The 15,453-nt window shown below is 56.6% G+C and carries 15 protein-coding genes; 9 read left to right on the plus strand and 6 right to left on the minus strand.

Annotated features, from left to right (window positions below; all coding sequences use genetic code 11):
• Positions 1 to 210: 210 nt before the first annotated feature.
• Positions 211 to 1,356: an aldo/keto reductase gene (locus G340_RS0115775; protein WP_020074608.1), complete on the plus strand. Its 1,146-nt coding sequence runs from the start codon at positions 211 to 213 to the stop codon at positions 1,354 to 1,356.
• Positions 1,357 to 1,578: 222 nt separating this feature from the next.
• Here G340_RS0115775 and G340_RS0115780 read toward each other — a convergent pair whose 3' ends face one another.
• Positions 1,579 to 2,142, minus strand: a complete 564-nt coding sequence (locus G340_RS0115780) for an NUDIX hydrolase (RefSeq protein WP_020074609.1) — start codon at positions 2,140 to 2,142, stop codon at positions 1,579 to 1,581.
• 348 nt (positions 2,143 to 2,490) lie between these two features.
• Here G340_RS0115780 and G340_RS0115790 point away from each other — a divergent pair, with 348 nt between their 5' ends.
• The 3 genes from G340_RS0115790 (at position 2,491) to G340_RS18545 (ending at position 4,154) form a co-directional block, all read left to right on the plus strand.
• Positions 2,491 to 3,333, plus strand: coding sequence for a M14 family metallopeptidase (locus G340_RS0115790; protein ID WP_020074611.1), 843 nt, complete (start codon positions 2,491 to 2,493; stop codon positions 3,331 to 3,333).
• An 82-nt stretch (positions 3,334 to 3,415) separates the two neighbouring features.
• A complete protein-coding gene (locus G340_RS18540; RefSeq protein WP_326522430.1) occupies positions 3,416 to 3,574 on the plus strand; it encodes a hypothetical protein in 159 nt (52 codons plus the stop codon).
• 163 nt (positions 3,575 to 3,737) lie between these two features.
• Positions 3,738 to 4,154 (plus strand): lysozyme inhibitor LprI family protein, encoded by a 417-nt coding sequence (locus tag G340_RS18545; RefSeq protein WP_326522431.1) that lies wholly within the window; start codon positions 3,738 to 3,740, stop codon positions 4,152 to 4,154.
• A 250-nt stretch (positions 4,155 to 4,404) separates the two neighbouring features.
• Here G340_RS18545 and G340_RS0115800 read toward each other — a convergent pair whose 3' ends face one another.
• Genes G340_RS0115800 through G340_RS0115815 form a run of 4 tightly spaced genes read right to left on the minus strand, consistent with a single transcriptional unit; the run spans position 4,405 to position 9,292 of the window.
• Entirely contained in the window at positions 4,405 to 5,877 is a 1,473-nt protein-coding gene (locus G340_RS0115800) for a DUF4340 domain-containing protein (RefSeq protein WP_020074613.1), read from the minus strand.
• Position 5,878: 1 nt separating this feature from the next.
• Positions 5,879 to 7,609, minus strand: coding sequence for a Gldg family protein (locus tag G340_RS0115805; protein WP_020074614.1), 1,731 nt, complete (start codon positions 7,607 to 7,609; stop codon positions 5,879 to 5,881).
• Positions 7,610 to 7,625: 16 nt separating this feature from the next.
• Positions 7,626 to 8,330: an ABC transporter permease gene (locus tag G340_RS0115810; RefSeq protein ID WP_020074615.1), complete on the minus strand. Its 705-nt coding sequence runs from the start codon at positions 8,328 to 8,330 to the stop codon at positions 7,626 to 7,628.
• On the minus strand, positions 8,327 to 9,292 hold the full coding sequence (locus tag G340_RS0115815; protein WP_020074616.1) for an ABC transporter ATP-binding protein: 966 nt from the start codon (positions 9,290 to 9,292) through the stop codon (positions 8,327 to 8,329). The genes G340_RS0115810 and G340_RS0115815 overlap by 4 nt, the downstream gene beginning before the upstream one ends.
• A gap of 338 nt (positions 9,293 to 9,630) precedes the next feature.
• Between G340_RS0115815 and G340_RS0115820 the strand changes: the two genes are divergently transcribed.
• From G340_RS0115820 to nrdG, 5 genes are all read left to right on the plus strand, one after another.
• Positions 9,631 to 10,905 (plus strand): DUF1015 domain-containing protein, encoded by a 1,275-nt coding sequence (locus tag G340_RS0115820; RefSeq protein WP_020074617.1) that lies wholly within the window; start codon positions 9,631 to 9,633, stop codon positions 10,903 to 10,905.
• A gap of 143 nt (positions 10,906 to 11,048) precedes the next feature.
• On the plus strand, positions 11,049 to 11,495 hold the full coding sequence (locus tag G340_RS0115825; RefSeq protein WP_326522432.1) for a winged helix-turn-helix transcriptional regulator: 447 nt from the start codon (positions 11,049 to 11,051) through the stop codon (positions 11,493 to 11,495).
• Positions 11,496 to 11,527: 32 nt separating this feature from the next.
• The gene (locus tag G340_RS0115830) at positions 11,528 to 11,986 is read left to right on the plus strand and encodes a GNAT family N-acetyltransferase (RefSeq protein ID WP_326522433.1); all 459 of its coding nucleotides are present in this window, start codon (positions 11,528 to 11,530) and stop codon (positions 11,984 to 11,986) included.
• 163 nt (positions 11,987 to 12,149) lie between these two features.
• A complete protein-coding gene (locus G340_RS0115835) occupies positions 12,150 to 14,540 on the plus strand; it encodes an anaerobic ribonucleoside triphosphate reductase (RefSeq protein WP_020074620.1) in 2,391 nt (796 codons plus the stop codon).
• 20 nt (positions 14,541 to 14,560) lie between these two features.
• On the plus strand, positions 14,561 to 15,046 hold the full coding sequence (nrdG, locus tag G340_RS0115840) for an anaerobic ribonucleoside-triphosphate reductase activating protein (protein ID WP_020074621.1): 486 nt from the start codon (positions 14,561 to 14,563) through the stop codon (positions 15,044 to 15,046).
• Positions 15,047 to 15,207: 161 nt separating this feature from the next.
• Here nrdG and G340_RS17020 read toward each other — a convergent pair.
• Positions 15,208 to 15,453 (minus strand): hypothetical protein (locus tag G340_RS17020; protein WP_407635367.1); only part of this gene is annotated, 246 nt, incomplete at its 5' end.

Consider the following 15,453-nt stretch of genomic DNA (forward strand, 5'->3'; position numbering starts at 1 on the left):
GGATCATTCCCGCGGCCCTTTCGTCTGCCGCTGCGCAACGGGCATACCAGCCCTGCCCGCCGCTAAATTCCTTTTCTTTGGCACTTGACTTAGAGTCCACTCTATATAGTATACTGAGACTACAATTATAAAAACAGGCGGAAGACAGGCACGGAGTTCCCGCGCGCCTTCGGCTCCGGAATCAGAAAATTAAGAGGGGGTTGTGTTCGTATGGCTACAAAAAAACTGGGCTTTGGATTCATGCGCTTGCCGCTGAAAGACCAAAACGATCCGGCCAGCATCGACCTGGACGCTGTGAAGCAGATGGTGGACGCCTTTCTGGAGAGAGGCTTTACTTATTTTGATACGGCCTATATGTATCATGGCGGGCAGAGCGAAAGGGCAATTCGCGAAGCGCTGGTGAAGCGGCACGACAGAGACAGCTTTACGCTTGCGACAAAGCTGCCTTCCATGTTCCTGAAAAACGAGGGCGACCAGGAGCGTATTTTTGAGGAGCAGATGGAAAAGTGCGGCGTGGAGTATTTTGATTACTATTTGCTGCACAATTTGAACACATCGTACTATGAGGCGGTCAAACGGTTCGACAGCTTCGCGTTTGTCCAAAAGAAAAAGGAGGAGGGGAAAATCCGCCATATGGGCTTTTCGTTCCATGATACGCCGGAGCTGCTGGATGAAATTTTAACCGCGCACCCCGAAACAGAGTTTGTTCAGCTGCAGATCAATTATATGGACTGGGAAAGCCAGAGCATTCAGTCGCGCCGCTGCTGGGAGGTAGCGCGAAAGCACGGCAAGCCGGTCGTCGTCATGGAGCCTGTGAAGGGCGGAATGCTCGCCGCGCTGCCGGAAAAAGCGGAGCAGCTTTTGAAGGAGCACCAGCCGGAGCGGTCGCTGCCGTCGTGGGCCATCCGCTTTGCCGCCGGTCTGGAGGGCGTGATGATGGTGCTCAGCGGAATGTCCGGCATGGAGCAGCTGCTCGACAACACGGGCTACATGCAGAATTTCGAGCCGCTGAGCGGGGATGAGCAGGCGCTTTTGCAGCAGGTGGTACAATCCATCAACGAAACGATTGCAATCCCCTGTACCGCCTGCGAATACTGCGTCAAGGGGTGCCCAAAGAACATCGCGATTCCCAAATACTTTTCCATGTATAATATGGATAACCGCGAGAAGCTCAGAACGGGAGACCCCAACCGGTGGACGATCAACGAGCTGTACTATGCCAACATGGCCAAAACCTTTGGCAAAGCGTCGGACTGCATCGGGTGCAGAAAGTGCGAGCAGAGCTGTCCACAGCATATCGAGATCACAAAGTGGCTGCGCAAGGTAGCCGATGTGTTTGAAACGCAGCCTGCTTAACTGCGTCACACAAGCTCCGGGGGCCGATTCCCAATCGTTTTTTCGGCGGCGGCAGTCAAATCCAACAGATAAAAGCAAAAAAGTTTTCCACGAATTGCCTGGGTTTCGTGGAAAACTTTTTTGTTTGGGAAAGCGCCTGCTGTCAAAGCATGGAATCAGAAATCGTCTGTTTCCCCCGTCGGGGACAAGGGGAAAACGAATCCGGTCTTTTGGCCCTCCGCTTTAGAGGTTGGATTGGAGGGGCAGCCTTCCGGCGCGCAGCAGCGCGTCGATCTTTAAAATAATGGTCTGGGTTTTCGCGTCGGGCAGCTTGTTTTCCAGTACCAGCCGCACCGCCCGCTCCAGCGGAATGCGCCCCGCCTCCAGAAACTCACCCTCATCCGGGCAGCTCTGCCCCACGGTGTCCACACGGCAGAAATAAAGCCGAATAATTTCGTCGCAGTAGCCCGGCGACGGGTATAAATCACCCAAAAACTGGTAATCCTTTCCAATAACTCCCGTTTCCTCCAGCAGCTCCCGTTTCCCGGCCTCCAGAGGATCTTCCCCGCGCTCCAGCTTCCCGGCGGGGAGCTCCGTGACCACCTCTCCGTAAGGGTAACGGAACTGCCGCACGAACAGCAGCTCGTTTTTCTCTGTCAGCGCGCCGACGCACACGCCTCCCGGGTGCTCTACTACCTCGCGCAGCGCCGTGGCGCCGTTTTCGAGCAGAGCCTGATCAATCCGCAGATTGACGATTTTGCCCCGGTAACGATATTCCTGCTGCAAGGTTTTTTCTGAAAGCTTCATCGGTGAATCCCTCCATAGCCTGTTTGGCGCCCGTGTATTTTAGAAACGATGGCATGATACGGTCCATTCCCTTGAACACCGTCCGGTTTTCAGGCTGCGGCCTGCACAGCGAACCCTTCCGGTGCGAATCGACCAGCGGCGGCTCCCTGTGTGCGTTAAAACGGCTTCGTTTTAAAAGCAATTTCACACAGGTGCTTACCATTTTTCTCTCCCGCCGCGCCGCGAAAAGCGTTCTTCTTAATTATAGCGGATCTTTTGCGCAGAATCAAATCCGATCGGCCTGCCTGCGACAAAGTTTTTGACGGAGCGTCGCTTATACTGGGATTACCAGAAAAAGGGGGTTATGCGATGGAACAGCGGATTATGCCGCCGGATTATTGTATTCTAAAGCAGCAAATGCAGGAGCTGGGGAGATTTTCGTTCGCGAGAATCGGCTCGATTGGGTGCAGCGTGTGCAGCCGGCAGATTTTTTCATTTTCGGTCGGCGCCTCTGCGGAGCGGGTGCTGTTTGCGGGTGCGTTTCACGGGATGGAATGGATCACCACGCTGATTTTGCTGCGGTTCGCCCGCAGGCTGTGCGAGGCGCTGCGCGACCGCACAATGCTGGCCGGCGAGGACGTGACGGCGCTGCTGCAAAAGCGGGGGCTTTGCATGATCCCCTGCGTGAATCCTGACGGAGTGGCGATTCAGCTGTGCAATCCCGAAAAGCGGTGGCAGGCCAACGCCCGCGGTGTAGATATCAACCACAATTTTGACGCCGGGTGGTGTGAGCTGCGCGAGCTGGAGATCGAATCCGGAATCACAGGCCCCGGCTCCACGCGCTACGGCGGCCCCTGCCCGGAGAGCGAGCCCGAAACCGCCGCGATGACCCGCCTGTGCCGACGGCACTGTTTTTGCCAGGCACTGGCGTTCCACAGCCAGGGTGAAGTGATCTATTATGATTTTGGAGAACATACCCCGCCCTGCTCGCTGGAGATGGCGCAGAGGCTGGCAGATGCAGCGGGATACCAGGTGGCGAAGCCGGAGGGCCTGGCGGTGGGAGGCGGCTTTAAGGACTGGTTCATCGAGTGCCTGCGGCGCCCCGCGTTCACGGTGGAGGTTGGCATGGGCGAGAACCCGCTGCCGATTGAGCAATTTGAGCCGATCTATCGGCAGCTGGAGCCGATGCTGGTTTTGGCTTTGCACCTGTGATGGAGTCAGGCGGAAACGGGAATCCTGCTGTTTCAGAGAATGGTCTTAAGATTCTAGTAAGATTTTTTTCAGGTTTGTGTGATTGAAAGACAGAGGATGTTATGGTAAAGTAAATTTGCCACCAAAACGAGAAGCGTTTGGAAATTTACTTTGGAAAGGATGTCATGGTGATGAAGAAAATGAAAACAGCATCATTGCTGATCGCTTCAATAATGGTTTTTTCGGTGTTTTTTGGGTGTAATAAAACCCCGGAGGACACGTCGTCCCTCGTGTCGGAGCCGGCACTGTCCGCGCCGGAATCTCAGGCGCCGTCAAAAGCGCCGTCCAGTTCCCCGTCGGCGGCGCCCTCATCGTCCGGCACATCGTCCGCGGCGGCGTCCGGCCCGGATGACAAGGCGACCTCTTTGAAGAATATCGTTACAAGCAACAAGGACTTCAACAAGCTGTTTGTGAACAACCCGATCGACAAGGCGTATCTGGCCGAGATGGAAAAAGCCACCTCTACCGCCGACATGATCAAGGTCAATGAAAAGTACACAAAGCTCTGGCAGACAGAGATCGATTCCGGCTACAAAAAGCTGCTGGCGAAGGCACCGGAATCCAAAAAGAAGAGCTACCAGAAACGCCAGGAAAGATGGGTTAAGGGTACGCCCGATGATTTGAAAAAGATTGCGGAAAAGGCACAAAGCGCGGGGGCGATGGCACAGCTGGAGGCTTCCGGCGAGACCATGGAATTCTACAGGGAGCGGGCCGCCGCAATCTATAAGAACCTGTTTACACACGATCCCAAATTCACTTACGCCTATTCCGCGAAGAAGTAATTGCTCTTCTTACTTTTAATAAAATAAAAAACCGGCCCGCGGGGAAAGAACCGCAGGCCGGTTTTTTTGTGGACTGGAGCCAAGTATATCAGCAGAAGCTTTTTGCGAAAGGGCGGCGGGATAAGCATTTTGTATTACAAAGCAAACGCATAAAGGTCGAAGCTATCGATGTCTTTGATACCTCACTGCTGGTAAAGCCCGTCCCGCATCCAAGCTCTCCGAAAGGGACGGAACGGTCTGTTTTGCGAACTTACAGCCCCGCCTGCACTGCGCCGTTTTCGGCAACGGTGGCGGTGTCCGCGATCAGGCCGGTGATGTTCGTCCCGGTCACAAGCCCCTGGGGCACTTGATCCACCACCGCCAGGTACCGACGGTCGCCGACGATATAATACTGCACCGTAACCGGCTTTCGGGCGGCGTCGTAGAAGCGGAAGCGCACCGTGAAGGCCGGCTGTCCGCTCATGGCGGTCGCCACCCCGTCAGAATCCGCGTTGGCCTCCTCCAGCAGCTGCACTGCCACAATGTTCTGGTAATACTTCTGAAAATTCGGCTCGTACGTGACCGCCTTGCCGTTGCAGGTGACGGTATAATCGTAAACCTCGCTGTCCTTGGTGGATTTTGAGGCGTTTTTCGTGCGGGCTTTTTCAAACGTGTACGTCTTGTCGTCCGCCGTTACGTCCAGCCCGCTGACATCGATAATGTTGGGGATCTGCACAAATTTGCTGCGCAGGCTGAACAGAGTCGCCGTGGCCCAAACAGAGGAGGTCTCCTCCTTGATGCCGAAGATGGCGTCGATGCTGTCGGCCATGATATACCGCATCCCGTTTTCCGTGTTGCCGGCCTTGAGCGTATGCGAGTGCTTGTCGGCGGTAAAGGACAGCGTCATGGAGGGTGTATCCAGTCCGTACTGCTTGATCTGCTCTGCCGTGGGGTGAATGGCGGTCACCTCATCGGCCGTTACGGTCGAAATGGCGGTGGCCAGGGTGGAATACTGGGTATCGTCCACCAATACGCTCTGCTTGCCGTCCGAAACGGTGACCGAGTTATTTTGGCTGGTGACGGTCAGCTGTTCGCCCAGGTGGGGGCTGCTGAGAGAGATAAAGTCAATGGCGGGGGTTTCCTGCCCGCTGCTGGCGTTTGTAAGGGAGTACAGCTCCTTCTGCACAAAATCCTTGACGCCGTTGAACATGCCGCCGTCCACAGAGACCACATACACGTTGTCGGAGCCTTTTCCGGCCATGTAGTAGCCGTCGGAGCCGGCCGCCTCGTTGCCCAGCAGGTAATCAAAGCTCGTGCCGTCTTTAAAATTCACCTGTACCTCGGCGGAGGGGTTATCCAGTCCGTAGTCCTTCAGGCTGCTTACAGAACCCACATTTTTGGACGCGACCAGGCTGAAGCCGTCTTTTACCACATTTTCCGCCGCGGTTTCATACAGTGGAAGGCCCTCCAGCCCCTGCACCGTATAGGTGGTGTGGGTGGAGCCGCCGGAGGCGGCGCTTTCAGCCGTCGTTTTGGGTACGATTACAAAGCCGCCGTTTTTATTTTTGACCTGCATCGACTGCACGTCCTCAATTTGCTTGGAGAGCAGGCTGATCGCGGTATCGTCGGCAGCGGAGGAAGCCGTTTGCGGCTCCTTCTCGGTCAGCTTCAAAGCGGCGAAGGCGCCGCCGAGCACGACGAGCGCCGCGGCCGCCGCCAGTAAATTTCTGGTAGAGTGTTTCATATTACAGGTGCCTCCTCTTCAGGAAAACGACGAAGCCCGCCGCCAGAACGCAGAGGGGGATCAAAACGGTAAACACGCCGAAGCCGAGAATCACGCTCGCGGCCTGTGAAAGGTTAATATCCACCTGATTCGTCTGCACCGGCATGACGAGAATGCCGGTGTTGGAGTCGGTTTCTCCCGTGGCGTAGCGAGCCAGATCGGTGACATATTTGCCGTTGCCGTAGGCCGAGGCGTTAATGACCCCCTCGGCAAACATGGGCGAGCTGCCCGCGACGATCACGTTCTGCTTGTAGACCGTTCCGTCCAGCGACAGATTCTTCTGTGCCAGCGCCACTGTGGTGTAAGCCTGCTGCTTCGCATTTTTCACGCTTTCCTCCGTGGAGCCGGAGTCCACCAAATACGAGGTGTCGTACGACTGCGCCAGCGCGTGGGTGGTAACGCCGCCGCGCGAGGTGAACAGCAGGTTAATCGGGCTGGATTGCGGCATCACCACGTTGTCGTACTGAGTGGAGTCGGAATTCAGGGTGATGGTGGAATCCACATTGGTCTTCGTCAGGATGAAGGAAGCGTCGGACTGCGCGACGCGGCTCTGGTCGCGCTCGACGACCACCGCGCGCGGAACCTCAATCCCCCATTCCTTTAAAAAGGAGGAAAGGTTCGGCAAAGCCTCTTGGCTGGGGTAGAAGGTGATCAGCAGGGAGCGGTCTGCGGCAAGCTTGCTGTTTTCGAGGAACGCATCCAGCTTTTTCAGCTCCTGCGGGGTGTAGTCGGTCGCGGGCGACGCCAGCATCACCATCTGGGCGTTCGCAGGAATCTCCTGCGTCAGGATATTAAAGCTTACGGTTTCAAAGCTGGCGTTTTTCAGCACGCTCTGCAGCGCCGTGGTGTCGTAAATTTCCTCATGGCCCGTTGCAAAGGCGATGACCGGCAGCTTCTCGCTGTTCACCTGACTGATTGCCGAGGCGAGTGCGGTGCCCACCATGGAATAGGTGCTGGCGGCCCCTGTGGTGTAATCAGTTTGTTGACTGAACAAATCGGTAATTTGCAGCACGCGGTGGCGCTTTTCGGTGCTGACGACAACGCAGCCGGCCGTCAGGTTCGTTTCGCCAAGCTCCGAGGCATAGGTCGGGTTCTTGTCCAGGTCAACGTATTTGACGGTGATGTTGGAGTTGCGCTCCTTGATCTTGTCGGACAAAACGGCGACCTGGCTGTAATTGAAGCCGTAGCCGGAATACAGCACGTTGTCGCGCACATCGGTCTCCGGCCCCAGAATCGTGATGGTGGTGGGCAGCTTGACCGCATCCACCACCTTCAGCGCATCCTGTGTCAAAGAGTTGGTTTTTTGCGCGGAAAGATCGAGGTTGATGGAGGGGAACCGCGAGCTCAGCATCGATACGACCACGTTGAGCAGGATGACCGCCGCGAGGAACACGGCGGTAAACACGGTGGAAATGCCGCGGCGGCGCAGCTTCTGCGACGAAAGCACGCTGCCGAAGGTGTGCCGCGGGGATTTGTTCGGCTCCCTTTCTGCGGAAAGGGAATCTTCTTCGGGTTCCGCTTCGTTTTCGGCCGCATCCTCTGCCACGGCTGCTTCCGCCGTTTGCTCTTCCGGCAGCCACTCCGCTTTCGGGGCGGTTTCGGCCTCCTGTGCGGGAAGCTGCGCGCCCTCCGCGGGTGCACTCGGCTCTATGGGTTTCTCCGCGCCCTGCGGAGTCTTTTTTTCTTCACTCATTCCGGTCGGCCTCCCTTCAGTTCCAGCGGCGGCTTTCGAGGCGCCGTGCGGTAAAGAACAAAAATACCGCCGCGACGCTCAGGAAAAACACAATGCTGGATACATTAAATACCCCTGTGGTAAAGGGGGTGTATCTGCTGTTAAACGAAATCCAGCCGATCAGCTTGGCGATGGCCGCGTTTGAAACGGAGCCGGAAAGCTGGTCGATGATCAGCAGAAACATCGAGGCGGCAAACGTGCCGATGGCGGAGATGATCTGGCTTTGGGTCAGGCTCGAGATGAACACACCGATCGAAATCATGGCGGCGCCGTACAGCAGCGCGCCGAATACCGTGCCGAGCACCGTGACCCAGTTGAGCGACGACACAAATGATATGACGAGGGCGGGCAGCAGGCTGCCGAGCAGCGCAATGCCGAACACGCTCACGCAGGCCAGAAATTTGCCCATCACAATGCCCGCCACGCCCACGGGGGCGGTCAGCAGCGCCTGGTCGGTTTTATTACGGCGATCCTCGCTCATGGAGCGCATCGTCAGGATCGGGACGATCATCATGCACCAAATGAACATGGTGCCGTAAACACTGGTAATGTAGGAGGTGGAGCGGGAATTCATTACCATGGCGTAATAAAACCCGAACAGCGCGAGAAGCACCGCCACACACACATAGCCGATGGGAGAAGAAAAGTACGATTTCAGCTCCCGCTTGAAAATTGCTTTCATGCGCTTTCTCCCTCCTTCTGTGCGGGCGCGGCCTGTCCGTCGGTCAGGCGCAGGAAGACCTCCTCGAGGGTCAGGTCGTTCGTGCGCAGCGAAAGGATCGGCCAGCCCTTGCGGGAGGCCAGTGCGAACAGGTCACGCCGCAGGTCGGCCCCCGGCTCGCCCTCTACGGTAAATTCAAACACGCCGGGCTCTTTTTCGCCCAGCGGCTGAACCTCTTTGGCCTTGTGCAGGGTTTTCAGGCCCTGATTCAGCTCGGCCTCGCGGCCCTCCAGGCGAACCAGCAGCTTGTGGTTGCCGGTCATCTGGTGCGAAAGCGTGTCGGGTGAGCCGTCCGCCACAATGCGGCCCTGGTTGATGACCAGAATGCGCTCGCACACGGCCTGCACCTCAGAAAGAATGTGTGAGCTCAGAATGACGGTGTGGTGGTCGCCCAGCTTTTTGATCAGGTTGCGAATCTCAATGATCTGCTTGGGGTCGAGCCCGACGGTGGGTTCGTCCAGAATCAGAACGGGAGGGTTCCCCAATAGTGCCTGCGCAATGCCCACTCTCTGGCGGTAGCCCTTCGACAGGTTGCCGAGCAGCCGGGAATACACATCCTCAATTTTTACCAGTGCACAAATTTCTTTGATGTGCTTTTCGCGCGGCAGAGAAACCTTTTTCAGCTCGTACATAAAATTCAGGTATTCTTTGACGGTCATATCCAGATACAGCGGGGGCAGCTCCGGCAGATACCCGATTTTTTTCTTTACCTCGTTGGGGTAATCGAGAATGTTCTGTCCATCTACGGTCACCTCGCCGCCGCTGGCGGAAAGATAGCCGGTAATAATATTCATGGTGGTGGATTTGCCGGCGCCGTTCGGCCCCAGAAAGCCCAGAATGGTACCTTCCTCCACGGTAAAGCTGACGTGGCTGAGCACCGTTTTGGAACCATACCGTTTCGTGAGGTCTTTCACCTCTATCATAACAAACGTCCCTCCTTCAGACCGCAGTGAAAAACAAAAGCAGCGCCCGGCCGCCCTGTTTTTTCAGAAAAGTCATTAACCCTATCATATCAATGCGGTACTCCTAAAATGTAAACAAAGTTTTAAGATTTATGCGGTTTCCCATGAAAATGAAAATTCGTCACAATTCGGCAGTTGGTTTGATTCGCTTGACGAAGCGGTGCGAAAGCCCTACAATAAAAGCAATTCCCAGGAGGATGCTCTGCGCCTTGAACGGCGGAGCGGAACAGGGACGATTTAGAAGATCCTTTCAAGGCAGATTTTCATCTGACAGTAAATTGAAAACAGGAGTGGTATTTGTGGCAGAAATCAAAGCATTCCGCGCGCTGCGCTTTTGCACCGAACAGGCCGGCAATATCTCCGAGCTTACCTGCCCGCCCTACGATATCATCAGCGAGGAGGAGCGGCTCGCTTTTCTGGAGAAAAACCCGCACAACATCATCCGATTGGAGCTGCCTCGCGGCGAAGCTCCCTATGTCAAAGCGAGGGAAACGCTTTCGGAGTGGCTTTCGCAGGGCATTCTGCGCCGCGATACCGACCCCGGCCTCTATCTTTATGAGGAGGAGTTTGAGGCCTACGGCGAAACGCACCGCCTGAAGGGCTTTATCTCGCTGGTGCGCCTCGAGGAGTTTTCCGCCGGGGTGGTGCTGCCGCATGAGGAGACCCTCAGCAAGGCCAAGGCCGACCGCTTTGAGCTGATGAAGGCCACCAACTGCAATTTCAGCCAAATCTACTGCCTGTACATGGATGAGGAGCACCGCACGCTTGCGCGGATCGACGCTCTGTCGAAAGACACGCCCCGCTATGAATTCAGCGACGGCACCGTGACGCACCGCCTGTGGCTTGTGAACGATCCCGTTGCGATCCGCGCCATCTGCGAGGACTTTGCGGACCGCAGGCTGTATATTGCCGACGGCCACCACCGCTACGAAACGGCGCTCAACTACCGCAACGCCTGCCGCGAAAACGGCACGGCGAACCCCGCGCAGGACTACGTGATGATGATGCTGGTGGATATGCAGCACCCGGGGCTGGTGGTATTCCCCACGCACCGGCTGATCCGCGGCCTTGCGGATTTTGACTCCGCCGCTCTGCTGGAGCGCTGCCGCGGGCAGTTCGACGTGCGGGCCATGCAACGCAGGGAAGACATCGAGGCCGTCCTTTCAGAGCAGTATGCCCAGGGAAAAAAGGCGTTCGCCTTTTACGACGGCGGCGAGGGATGGCACCTTCTGGTGCTGCGTGAGCTCTCCGTCATGGCGCAGCTGCTGCCCGATAAGAGCGCCGCTTCTCAGGGGCTGGACGTCACCGTGCTGCACAGCCTGGTTCTGGAGCGAATGCTCGGCATCGATAAAGAAAATATGGCGCAGCAGATCAATCTGACGTATACCCGCTCCCTGCCGCAGGCTCTGGCTTCGGTGCAGTCGGGGGAAGCTCAGTGCGCTTTTCTGCTGAACCCCACCCGCGTGGAGGAAATCCGCGATGTTGCCGCCGCAGGTGAGAAAATGCCGCAGAAATCCACATATTTTTATCCCAAGCTGATCACCGGGCTGGTGATGAACCAGCTCGCAGACTGAGTTGAAAAGCGCCTGAGAGAGCCGCGAAGCTGGTCGCGGCAGCCGCGCGTTTTGGAAGGGCCGCGAGTTGGTTTTCGCGGCTCTTGTTTTGCTTTGGCAGGCAGGAGCACGCCGCCGATTTTTCTTGAACTCGCCTGTCATCTGTGCTACACTCGGTAGTGATGAGAGCCGCAAAGGAAGGGATTCCCGTGAAGAAGGAAAAAGAAAAAAAGAAGAAACGCACCCGTACGGCGGAGGAGCCGGAACATGCGGAGCCGTCCGGTCTGCCGCAGACTCCGGAGCCGGACGGCGTGCAGGATTCCCTTGAGCCGCTTCACCGAAAGCTGGGCGGAAAATGGAAGCCCCGCATCCTGTGGGTGCTGCGGGGCGGCGATAGCCTGCGCTACCGCGAGATTAAGGCCGGGGTCGCCGGGATTACGGACATGATGCTCAGCCAGAGCCTGCGTGAGCTCAGTGAAGAGGGGCTGGTGGAACGCCGCCAGTTTCAGGAGATTCCCCCGCGGGTGGAATACCGGATCACCTCGGTCGGCGCGGGCGCGCTGCCGGGGCTGGAGCTTTTGGCCAAATGGATCAAAAATAATTTTGAGTGAGGGAAAACACAATGCACAGCTATTGGTTTTTGATGGAGCAGGGTCTGGACAAGCTGGAGGACGCAAGGGCGGTTCGCCAGACTGTTTTTGTGGAGGAACAGGGGTTCCGCGACGAATTTGATGAAATCGACCCCATTGCGCACCATCTGGTGGTGTATATTGAGAATACGCCGGTTGCGACAGGACGTGTGTTTCCCGGCACGGGAGGGGAATACATCATTGGCCGCATTGCGGTCATCCGCCCCTACCGCGGCGAAGGCTTTGGCCGCATTGTGATGGAAAATCTGGAGAATCAGGCCCGTGCGCTCGGCGCGATGGCGATTACCCTTGCGGCACAAACGCAGGCCCGCGGCTTCTATGAATCGCTGGGCTATCAGGCGGACGGCGAGGTTTTTCTGGAGGAACACTGCCCTCACATCACGATGAAAAAGTCTTTGCTTCACGCAGATTCCGGAACAGATTCCCTTGACAACATACAGCATACGGTGTAGAATTGAACTTGCGATTCTATATATAGTAATTCTTCTTTAAAACAGCGCCTGGCTTAATCCCTGCCGCGAGCGGGGATTAACCGCCGTACCGGCATGAGGCAGTTTTAAAGGGAATTGGAAATATAGTGATTTTCCAAAAACCGAAAGATGAGAGGGAACGAAAATGGCTGTGTCGAAAAAATCGAAAAAGGTGATTGATCCCGGAACTTTTTCTTCCATTATCAAACGCAACGGAGTCACTGCGCCGTTTGACCCGCAAAAGATCCGCAACGCGATCTTTAAGGCAAATATTCAGATTGCGGACGAACGCATCAGCGACGACGCGCTGAACAAGCTGACAAGCTCTGTGATTGCCTCCATGCCTGCCGGAGAGATCCCCACGGTGGAGCAGATTCAGGATAAGGTGGAAGAAAAGCTGATTGCCGCGGGCTACGCCAAAACGGCGAAGGCTTATATCATCTACCGCGCGGAGCACACCAAAATCCGCGAGATGGATCAGAATCTGATGAAGATTTATGAGGATTTGACCTTTAAGCCGTCCGCGGAGGCGGATTTAAAGCGCGAAAACGCGAATATCGATGCAGACACCGCGATGGGCACGATGCTGAAATATGGCTCCGAGGGTGCGAAGTGCTTCTACAATACATATGTACTGCCCCCGGATATTGCGCAGGCGCACCGCAGCGGCGACATCCACATCCACGACATGGACTTCTACGCGCTGACGGAAACCTGCTGTCAGATCGACCTGATCAAGCTGTTCCACGACGGGTTTTCCACCGGTCACGGTTTTCTGCGCGAGCCCAACGATATCCGCAGCTATGCGGCGCTGGCCTGCATTGCGATTCAGGCCAACCAGAACGAAATGCACGGCGGCCAGAGCGTGCCGAACTTTGATTACGCAATGGGAATGGGTGTGGCCAAAACGTTCCGCAAGGCTTATTTTCGCGCCCTGATCCAGTACCTGCACATCAAAATGGAGCTCTCTCTGGAGGATGCTTCTCTGCTGGTGGATGAAATCAAGCATACACTCACAGAGCCGGTCACGCTTGGCAACATGAACAATTACCGTGAGGTGATCAGCAGCTGGCTGCCGGAGCACCAGAGAAGCCATGGGTACCAGGAGATCAGCTGGGTGGCCGCGGCCGCGGCGCATGATTACGCCCGCGAGGTGGCGACCCGCGAGACGAACGAAGCCACCTACCAGGCCATGGAGGCGCTGATCCATAACCTGAACACCATGAATTCCCGCGCGGGTGCGCAGGTGCCGTTCTCCTCCGTCAACTATGGAACCGATACTTCCCCCGAGGGACGCATGGCGATGCGCAACATGCTGCTGGCAACAGAGCGCGGCCTTGGCGAGGGCGAAACTGCCATCTTCCCCATTCAGATTTTCAAGGTCAAGGAGGGCGTCAATTACAGCGAGGGCGATCCCAATTACGATCTGTTCCAGCTGGCCTGCCGCGTTTCGGCCAAGCGGCTGTTCCCGAACTTTAGCTTTATCGATGCGCCGTACAACCTGCAGTACTATAAGCCCGGCCGCCCCGAGACGGAGATTGCCTATATGGGCTGCCGTACCCGCGTGATCGGCAACGTGCATGATGAGGAGCGCCAGGTGGTAAACGGGCGCGGAAACCTGAGCTTTACTTCGATCAACCTGCCCCGCCTCGGGATTCTGGCGGAAGGCAATCTCGATAAATTCTATGAGCTGCTCGACGACCGCATCGATCTGGTCATGCGCCAGCTGCTGCACCGCTTTAAGATTCAGTGCGGCAAAAAGGTATATAACTACCCCTTCCTGATGGGCCAGGGCGTCTGGATCGATTCTGACAAGCTCGACGTAACCGACAGCATTGCAGAGGTGCTCAAGCACGGTACCCTTTCCATCGGCTTCATCGGCCTTGCCGAAACGCTCGTCGCGCTGATCGGCAAGCATCACGGCGAAAGCGAGGAGGCCCAGAAGCTGGGTCTGGAGATCATCGGCTATATGCGCAAGCGCATGGATGACGAATCGGAACGTACCAAGCTCAACTGGAGCCTGCTGGCTACCCCCGCGGAGGGGCTCTCCGGCCGTTTTGTCAAGATTGACCAGAAGCGTTTCGGCAAGCTGCCCGGCATCACTGACCGCGCTTATTATACCAACAGCTTTCACGTGCCGGTGTACTACCCCATCTCGGCCTACAAGAAGATTCAGCTGGAGGCCCCCTATCACGCGCTCACGAACGCGGGGCACATCAGCTATGTGGAGATGGACGGGGACACCTGCAAGAACCTGGAGGCCTTCGAGTCCGTCATCCGCTGTATGAAGGAGGCGGGCATCGGCTACGGTTCGATCAATCACCCGGTAGACCGCGACCCCGTGTGCGGCTTTAACGGCATTATCGACAACGAGTGCCCCAAGTGCCACCGGCAGGAGGAGGAGGGTGTACAGTTTGAGCGCATCCGCCGCATTACCGGGTACCTGGTAGGCACCACAGACCGCTGGAACAACGCCAAGCGTGCGGAAGAGCACGACCGCGTAAAGCACAGCTGCGGCTGCACAGAGGGACATTGAACAAAAGGGAGCGACAGAATATGCTGATGCTGTCCGGAATTGAACCGGAATCGATTGTGGATGGGGCGGGCATTCGCTACGTGATCTTTGTGCAGGGCTGCCCCCACCACTGTCCCGGCTGCCATAACCCGCAGACCCACCCGTTTTCGGGCGGCGCCCCGGCAGATATTCCGGCGATCTTGGCGGAGCTGAAGGAAGATCCCCTGCTCAGGGGCGTTACATTCAGCGGAGGCGAACCGTTCTGTCAGGCCTCCGAGCTGGCGGAGCTGGCAAAGCAGATTCGCAGAGAGCTTCCCCGGCTGGATATTACCGTATACAGCGGCTATACCCTGGAGCAACTGCAGCAGATGCAGGATTCCGGTGTGCAGGAGCTGCTGAAAGAGGCCGACTGGCTGATTGACGGGAGATTTCTGCTTGAGCAGCGCGACTTGACCCTGCGCTTTCGCGGCAGCCGCAACCAGCGGATTATCGACCTGCGAGGGCCGGAGCCCAGAATCGTGGAATAAGGCAAAGCGGATATGAGCAAGCGCTTTGCTTAAAAGCGCATAAAAAAGGCGTCCTGACCGGCTTTCAAAGCCGTTTCGGGGCGCATTTTTCTTGTCTATGGGGGATTTTGCTGCGGCGTATGGCCGCTATTTAATTCTGCAGCAAGGTTTACTTTAGCACGTCATTTTGCTTTCTTGTTGAAAAGGGGAACGGCCTGAATGCCTGCATCATCGGCCCAATCGAGAAGCTGATTGACGGCCCCGCGAGTGACTTTCGTATCCTCTTTTAGAATTTCAACGTCTTCCTGCAGCTGATTCAGCCTGCTTTCCACAGAATCCAGCCTGCTCTCTACGGCGCCCAGCCTGCTATCCATGGAATCCAGCCTGCTCTCTACGGCGCCCAGCCTGCTATCCATGGAATCCAGCCT

Source organism: Faecalispora sporosphaeroides DSM 1294 (assembly GCA_000383295.1).
Classification (GTDB): domain Bacteria; phylum Bacillota; class Clostridia; order Oscillospirales; family Acutalibacteraceae; genus Faecalispora; species Faecalispora sporosphaeroides.

What these genes read in the sequence shown, in the direction of transcription:
- G340_RS0115775 (WP_020074608.1), top strand. Translation starts at nt 211, where the DNA reads ATGGCTACAAAAAAACTGGGCTTTGGATTCATGCGCTTGCCGCTGAAA.
- G340_RS0115830 (WP_326522433.1), top strand. Translation starts at nt 11,528, where the DNA reads ATGGAGCAGGGTCTGGACAAGCTGGAGGACGCAAGGGCGGTTCGCCAG.
- G340_RS0115810 (WP_020074615.1), bottom strand. Translation starts at nt 8,330, where the DNA reads ATGAAAGCAATTTTCAAGCGGGAGCTGAAATCGTACTTTTCTTCTCCC.
- G340_RS0115790 (WP_020074611.1), top strand. Translation starts at nt 2,491, where the DNA reads ATGGAACAGCGGATTATGCCGCCGGATTATTGTATTCTAAAGCAGCAA.
- G340_RS0115800 (WP_020074613.1), bottom strand. Translation starts at nt 5,877, where the DNA reads ATGAAACACTCTACCAGAAATTTACTGGCGGCGGCCGCGGCGCTCGTC.
- nrdG (WP_020074621.1), top strand. Translation starts at nt 14,561, where the DNA reads ATGCTGATGCTGTCCGGAATTGAACCGGAATCGATTGTGGATGGGGCG.
- G340_RS0115815 (WP_020074616.1), bottom strand. Translation starts at nt 9,292, where the DNA reads ATGATAGAGGTGAAAGACCTCACGAAACGGTATGGTTCCAAAACGGTG.
- G340_RS0115780 (WP_020074609.1), bottom strand. Translation starts at nt 2,142, where the DNA reads ATGAAGCTTTCAGAAAAAACCTTGCAGCAGGAATATCGTTACCGGGGC.
- G340_RS0115835 (WP_020074620.1), top strand. Translation starts at nt 12,150, where the DNA reads ATGGCTGTGTCGAAAAAATCGAAAAAGGTGATTGATCCCGGAACTTTT.
- G340_RS0115805 (WP_020074614.1), bottom strand. Translation starts at nt 7,609, where the DNA reads ATGAGTGAAGAAAAAAAGACTCCGCAGGGCGCGGAGAAACCCATAGAG.